The following is a 5,986-nucleotide window of genomic DNA, read 5'->3' on the forward strand; positions in this document are numbered from 1 at the left end:
GCCTTCTCCACCGCAATCGCAGTGGCCGAACATCGGCAGCCGTCGAGTGAGGGCCGAGCTAGTGGAATGGATTTGACATTCTCTGCCACCTAACCGCGAGTCCGAAAAGCAAATGTCAAATCCAAAACTCCACTAGAAATACATGTTTGCTAGGGGGCCTGCGCTTCTAACATTCGTAAAAATGTTCGCTGCAAAGGGATGCGAATGTTAGAATCGGGCCACTAGAGCTCCGTTTCCGAAGTTCGCACGGTATCGCGGCAACCTCCGATGCGAGCTTCGGAATCAAAGGAGCTCTAGTAACTTATTGATTCTAGTGCGGCCTTGAATTTGAAGTTCCTATAAAGCCATTGCCGCTACACTGATAGGAACTTCAAATTCGCCGCACTAGCTCGCGGGCGCCTAAGCCTCACAGCCCCTGGATCAGGCCGGCGTCGATCAGCAGGCGGTTGAAGCGACGCGCCTCGGCGCCGTCCTTGCAGGCATAGAACAGCCCATGACATCTGAGCATGATCTGCTTCTGCTCGGCAAAGGACGGATCGAGCGGAATGCCCGCCACCTCCTGGATCACCAGCGGCAGATAAGGCCCGTCGATTGTGTCCATGACGGCTGGACTCTCGACCGGTTCGAAATTGATGGCGTCGATGGCGTAGTAGGTTGCGTAATAGCGCGGGTCGTAATTCTCCAGCTTCTTGCCGATACCAGCTTCGTCCAGATCCGGATCAAGCAGATGCGGGGAGAATTCCGGCTGGTGATCGCCATAGCGAACGATCAGGAACGGCGCGCCCGGAAACCGCTCCTTCAGGGTCGCGACGAACGCGGTGTAGTCCTGCGCACTCATCGCCTGCCGCCGCAGATATTCATCTACCACCGGCGCGTTGCCCGGGTCACGCCAGGCGAGCGCCAGATCGGGACGAAACCGCGTCTCCCACGGGAAGTGATTGGCGGCGAGATAGACGAACATGAAGAACGGCGAGGCTGGCGAGCGTTGCGACATCAGGCCGAGCGCCTTGTCGTAGAAAAAACTGTCGGGCTCGACGGCTTTGGCGCCAAGATCCTGCGCGTCGTAGAACTGTTGGACACCGGTGGTGAGTTGGAAGCTGCGCGCGCCCATGAACGCGCCGAAGGCCGGATACAGCGAGACCGCGTCGTAGCCGCAGCGCCGCAAAGCCAGCGGCAGCCCGCGCGCGACCCGGCCCGATGCAATGCGTGTCACGAAATAGGCGAAGGGGCCGAATGAGCGCGAGGAGAGTCCCGCCAGTACATTATATTCGGTGAACCAGCTTGGGCCGCCGTTGCTCTCGGCAAGGAACTTGCGTTCTCTGCCGTCGAAGGACCTGAAATGACCGCCATAGCCGGGAGGCACCTTTACGCCGGCGGCCTGCCGGATATCGAAGCTGGACTCGTCGTGAACCAGGATGATGTTCGGCCGCCGCCCGACGGGACGACAGGCATCGACCAGCGGTACCTTCAGGTGTTCGGTCGTGACAGCGTCCGAATCCATGAAACCAAATTGAATAAAGTCCGACACCGCAATGACGCCGGAGCGGGAAAATTTCGATAGATACCCGTCATCGAAATAGCCGCGCCAGGCTTTCTCGGGCCAGGTGAGCGAAAATCCGGCAAGCGTGGTCAGACAGGTGAGACCGCAGGCGAACGCGGGCAGCCTGCGAATGCGAAAGGGATCAAGCCACCCCAGCAGGCACATCAAAGGCAGCGTGACCAGCGCCGCCGAGATCACCGACCAGCGCAGGTTCGGAAAGATCGTGAACAGGAAGGCCGCGGTGTCACGGTCGATCACCATCAGGTCGACGAAATTCGCCGTCATCTGCACGATGTCGTGCTTGAGGCGCGACAGCAGGACCAGCACCACGACCAGCGTCAGCGACAAGGCGCCGGACAGCGCCGGCCGGCGCAATAGCGTGCCCCAGAAGGAATTTAGAATTCCCCACGACAGGAGAAAGCAAAGGCGAGCGGGGAAATCAACTTCGGTCGAAAGCATCAGGCCGAGCGCGGCAAGATGAGGTGCGGCGACCGCGAGCAACCTCCAGACGCCGACAGCAGCAAGGCCCGCGGAGGCAGAGGTCGCACCGGGTCCGGGATTGGACGGGATCGCCACGGGCTCACTACGCCCGCCAGAACTCCAGCGTTTGCTGGCGACCGCCAGCAGACGCAAAAGCACACACAGCCCCGGGCCCGCACTGTGTCATAAAACCGTATTGTAATTGTCATGGTTAGGCAACAAAGGGCCCACCGCAGGTTGTTTCCGCGGACCATGTTGCGCTGCGGTGTCAGGTGGGCGGAAGCAAACCCAGGCGCTTGGCGATGATCTTGTCGATGGCACGCTTCGGCAGCACCGAGGTGATCAGATGCCGCATCGGGTCTGGCGTGATCTGATAGCGCACTTTTGGGCTGGCGATCGTCAATGCGTCGCAGATCACCTCCGCAATCCGCTCCGCCGGCAAACCGGTCTCGGCGAGTTGCATCATGAATTTTCGGATTCGCTCCAGCGCCGGAAAGAACGGCGAATTCTTGTATTTGGAAATATCCGTTTCATCGGCCTTGCCCCAGATCGGCGTCTTCACCGCACCCGGCGCGACGATAACGACGTCAATGCCGAACAGCATCATTTCGCGGCGAAGGCTTTCGGAAAATCCCTCGATCGCATGCTTTGACGTGCAATAGGGCGATGCCAGCGGATTGCCGTTTTTTCCCGCAACCGAGCTGACCATAACGATCCGGCCCTTTGGCCCGCGTAGCGAGGCATCCGCGCCGAGTAGCGGGCCGAACGCCTGGGTCGCGATGACCGGCCCGACCACATTGACGTCCAGCTGGCGGCGGAATTCGCCGACCGAGAGTTCGAGTGCCGGGCCCGCCACCGCAATGCCGGCGTTGTTCACAAGCCCGGCCAATGTCTCACCATTGAGCGCGCTGCGCACCTCGCGTGCAGCCGCAAGCACGGCGGCCTCATCGGTGACGTCGAATGACAACGGGATGAAATTCGCGCCAAACTCGCTGCTCAAGCGTTGCGCATCGGCGGCTTTACGGACGCTGCCGAATACGCGGAAGCCGCGCGCCAATAGAAGTTTGGCGGTGGCCCAGCCGATGCCGGTCGATGCCCCGGTGACGACGACAGATCGCATGACAGCCCCCTGCTTCCGATTGACGGCAAACCCTTGTAGACTGAATGCCAGCCAGCGCAACCGACAGCAAGCGCAACAGGCAGTTGGACCGGTCGAGCCCGATCGAGCAAGGTAACGCGAGCAGACCTGAACCATGCCTTCCAAGCATCCGGCCGATCCGCTCCAGCGATTTCCGGTCTTTCAGACTTCCAACTCGGAAGAATTCAGGCACGCTTTGCTCACGCGGTTCGGCGCCAGCCGTGCCGAAGTGAAGTCTGGCGCAAACCTTCAGGCGAGAGGAAATCTCGTCCAGCTACAAAGCATCGGCCTCGTCTACGGCCACAGCAGCCAAGGCGCGTCGGTCGACTATCCGGCAGCCGAGCGGTTTCGCCTGCTGACTGCCCTGGCGGGCAACGGTCACGTGTCGGCCGGAAAGCACGGGGTTACCCTCGATGCGGATCAATCCTGCATCGTCTCGCCGGGACAGGAAGTCGCCCTCGTGACCGAAACCAGCCATCACTGGTTCAACCTGAGGATCGATCCCGGCGCGTTCGAAACCAAACTGGCCTATCTTCTCGGCGCGCAGCCGAGCGGCAAGCTCGAATTCTCACCCGCCACCAAGAGAACCAGCCCCCGGTTTCAGCAACTGTGGCGGCTGATCCTGTTTTTCGCCGAGCAGCTCGACGCGACGTCCGGGCAGTTGCCGGCGCTGGTGCTGCGCGAACTGGAACAGACCATTCTGGTGGCCTTTCTGACCGCCAACCGTAACACTTTCAGTCATCTGCTGGAGCGCGAGCCCGGCGATACCTTGCCGTCTCACGTGCGGCGAGCGGAAGAATTCATCGAAGCCCATTGGGATCAGGCGATCACGATCGAAAGCCTTGTGGAAACGACGGGCGTCGGCGCCAGGGCGATCTTCCGGGCATTCCAGCAAACTCGCGGCTATTCGCCGATGGCCTTTGCCAAGATGGTCCGGCTCAGGCACGCCCGCGGCATGCTGATGGAACCGGGTCCGGAAACCTCGGTGACGCAGGTCGCCTTTGCCTGCGGCTTCGGCAATCTCGGCCATTTCGCGCGGGATTATCGCGAGGCCTTCGGCGAGCGCCCTTCGACGACACTGGCGAAGGCCACGCGCCGGGTTTAAGGGGCCTCGCCTCAACCATCGACATATTGGGCGTCATCGCCTGAACGTGATGGCGTGAAAACGGCGTGACACTTGAAGGCGCAACTGACCCGCAATATTTCGGCGATTATTGGCTTTCGGATGCGATCGCGACGGCTACCCCGCTATTTGGGCTGCCTGACGAGGGAGCAGTAGTGGCGAACAAACATTTCATCCCTGTAATGGTGGCGCTCGCCGTCGCCATCATCGGCTCGTTTGTGCTGTTCGGAATGGATTTCGGCCATAAAACCGCGATCCACGACGACGGAATCAGGACAATCAGTCGCGAGGCGCTACTTCGCGCCGGCGCGATCGCCACGCCAACGGCTCCGAACGAATAGAGCTCCTCCATTCCGTTGACAGGCCGCGCCGGCTTTTGCCAACGTGGCTGACGACCGACCGCATGTGCAGGAAACAAACTCCGTGGCTCTCGCCCCCGAAATCGTGGTATCGCGCTGGTTCAACACAAGCGAACCCCTGACGTTATCGAGCCTGCGAGGCCGGCCGGTTCTTCTGCATGCGTTTCAAATGCTGTGTCCCGGTTGCGTCGCGCACGGAACGCCGCAGACGCAACGCGCCTTCGACCTTTTCAGGCATTCGGACCTCCAGGTCGTTGGATTGCACACGGTGTTCGAACATCATGCCGCCATGACGCCGGTCTCGCTCGAGGCCTTCATCCACGAATATCGGCTCACCTTCCCGATTGGCGTCGATGAGGCCGTGGAAGGCGTATCGATGCCGGCCACCATGGAGCGATACGGGATGCAGGGAACGCCGACCAGCATCCTGATCGGGCGCAACGGCAATATCGTGCATCACGGGTTCGGGCAGCAAAGCGACATGGCCTTGGGCGCGATCATCGCAGCCGAGCTTGCCGCGCCGCGCGGATAATCCCGCCCGCGCACGCTGACTATGCCATTTCAACACTTCGATAGAATTCGAAGCATGATATGCGCTTTCCGCGCGATAACCGCATTATCGCAATGGAGAGCAAAATGGCCAAAGAAGTAATCCGCGTCGAGCCCCTGTCGACCTACCTGGAACGGGTGAAGGCGCCCGCCTCCATCGCCACGCGGCATGGCGATACGATCTATGTGTCGGGGCTTCCGCCGTTTGACCCCGAGACCGGCGAAGTCATCGACGCACCGATCGAACGGCAAACCGAACTGGTGCTGGAACAATTGAAGCTCTGCGTGGAAACCGCAGGCTCGTCGCTCGAGAAGGTTCTCAAATGCAACGTCTACTGCACCTCGGCCGATAAATTCGCCGCCGTGAACGCGATCTATGCGCGGTATTTTCCGCACCACCCGCCGGCGCGCATTTTTGTCTGCGTGCCGCAATGGTTCGGGCGTTTCGACATCGAGATCGACTGCATCGCGGCGGTGTAGGGTTCTTTTTCTTATCCCTCCCCCTTGCGGGGAGGGTTGGCGAGCTCGGAAGCGTCGCTCTTGCGCTTCAATAGCGAGCCGGGATGAGGGTACCCACGAAATTCGCTCGCTAGTGTCTATGAGGCTATCGCCCCCACCCGACCGTCGCTTCGCGCCGGCACCCTCCCCACGCGTTCCGCGGGGGAGGGATAAAAAACGCCCTAGTTCTTCGTCTTGTCGACGAGTGCGCCCTTCTTGATCCACGGCATCATGTCGCGCAGCTTGGCGCCGATTTCCTCGATCGGATGCTCGGCAAGCTTGGCGCGGGTCGCCTTGAA

General features: G+C 60.8%; 6 protein-coding genes and 1 pseudogene. 4 read left to right on the plus strand and 3 right to left on the minus strand.

The genetic code is table 11. The annotated features are described in order from the left end of the window. Positions 1-406: 406 nt before the first annotated feature. Complete coding sequence (locus WB528_RS27150; protein WP_423892435.1) at positions 407-2,116, minus strand: sulfatase-like hydrolase/transferase; 1,710 nt, start codon at positions 2,114-2,116, stop codon at positions 407-409. A 172-nt stretch (positions 2,117-2,288) separates the two neighbouring features. Then, positions 2,289-3,140 carry an SDR family oxidoreductase gene (locus WB528_RS27155; protein WP_423892430.1) on the minus strand — a complete coding sequence of 284 codons (852 nt, stop codon included), beginning with the start codon at positions 3,138-3,140 and terminating at the stop codon, positions 2,289-2,291. A 133-nt stretch (positions 3,141-3,273) separates the two neighbouring features. Between WB528_RS27155 and WB528_RS27160 the strand changes: the two genes are divergently transcribed. The 4 genes from WB528_RS27160 to WB528_RS27175 all read left to right on the plus strand — a co-directional run bounded on the left by WB528_RS27160 (position 3,274) and on the right by WB528_RS27175 (position 5,669). After that, the gene (locus tag WB528_RS27160) at positions 3,274-4,263 is read left to right on the plus strand and encodes an AraC family transcriptional regulator (protein ID WP_423892431.1); all 990 of its coding nucleotides are present in this window, start codon (positions 3,274-3,276) and stop codon (positions 4,261-4,263) included. Positions 4,264-4,328: 65 nt separating this feature from the next. Next, positions 4,329-4,622 carry a hypothetical protein gene (locus WB528_RS27165; protein ID WP_423892432.1) on the plus strand — a complete coding sequence of 98 codons (294 nt, stop codon included), beginning with the start codon at positions 4,329-4,331 and terminating at the stop codon, positions 4,620-4,622. A gap of 82 nt (positions 4,623-4,704) precedes the next feature. Continuing rightward, positions 4,705-5,172 carry a peroxiredoxin family protein gene (locus tag WB528_RS27170; protein WP_423892433.1) on the plus strand — a complete coding sequence of 156 codons (468 nt, stop codon included), beginning with the start codon at positions 4,705-4,707 and terminating at the stop codon, positions 5,170-5,172. A gap of 104 nt (positions 5,173-5,276) precedes the next feature. Further along, on the plus strand, positions 5,277-5,669 hold the full coding sequence (locus tag WB528_RS27175; RefSeq protein ID WP_423892434.1) for a RidA family protein: 393 nt from the start codon (positions 5,277-5,279) through the stop codon (positions 5,667-5,669). Between the two features lie 200 nt (positions 5,670-5,869). On the opposite strand, the pseudogene WB528_RS27180 reads toward WB528_RS27175, so the two are convergent. Beyond that, positions 5,870-5,986 (minus strand): annotated as a pseudogene (locus WB528_RS27180) (ketol-acid reductoisomerase); the annotation flags it as partial.

The sequence above is a fragment of the Bradyrhizobium sp. genome, from assembly GCF_049586575.1.
Taxonomy (GTDB): Bacteria; Pseudomonadota; Alphaproteobacteria; order Rhizobiales; family Xanthobacteraceae; genus Bradyrhizobium.

Excerpts from the sequence above, each read along its gene's own strand:
- WB528_RS27155 (WP_423892430.1), bottom strand. The coding sequence starts at position 3,140 with ATGCGATCTGTCGTCGTCACCGGGGCATCGACCGGCATCGGCTGGGCC.
- WB528_RS27160 (WP_423892431.1), top strand. The coding sequence starts at position 3,274 with ATGCCTTCCAAGCATCCGGCCGATCCGCTCCAGCGATTTCCGGTCTTT.
- WB528_RS27175 (WP_423892434.1), top strand. The coding sequence starts at position 5,277 with ATGGCCAAAGAAGTAATCCGCGTCGAGCCCCTGTCGACCTACCTGGAA.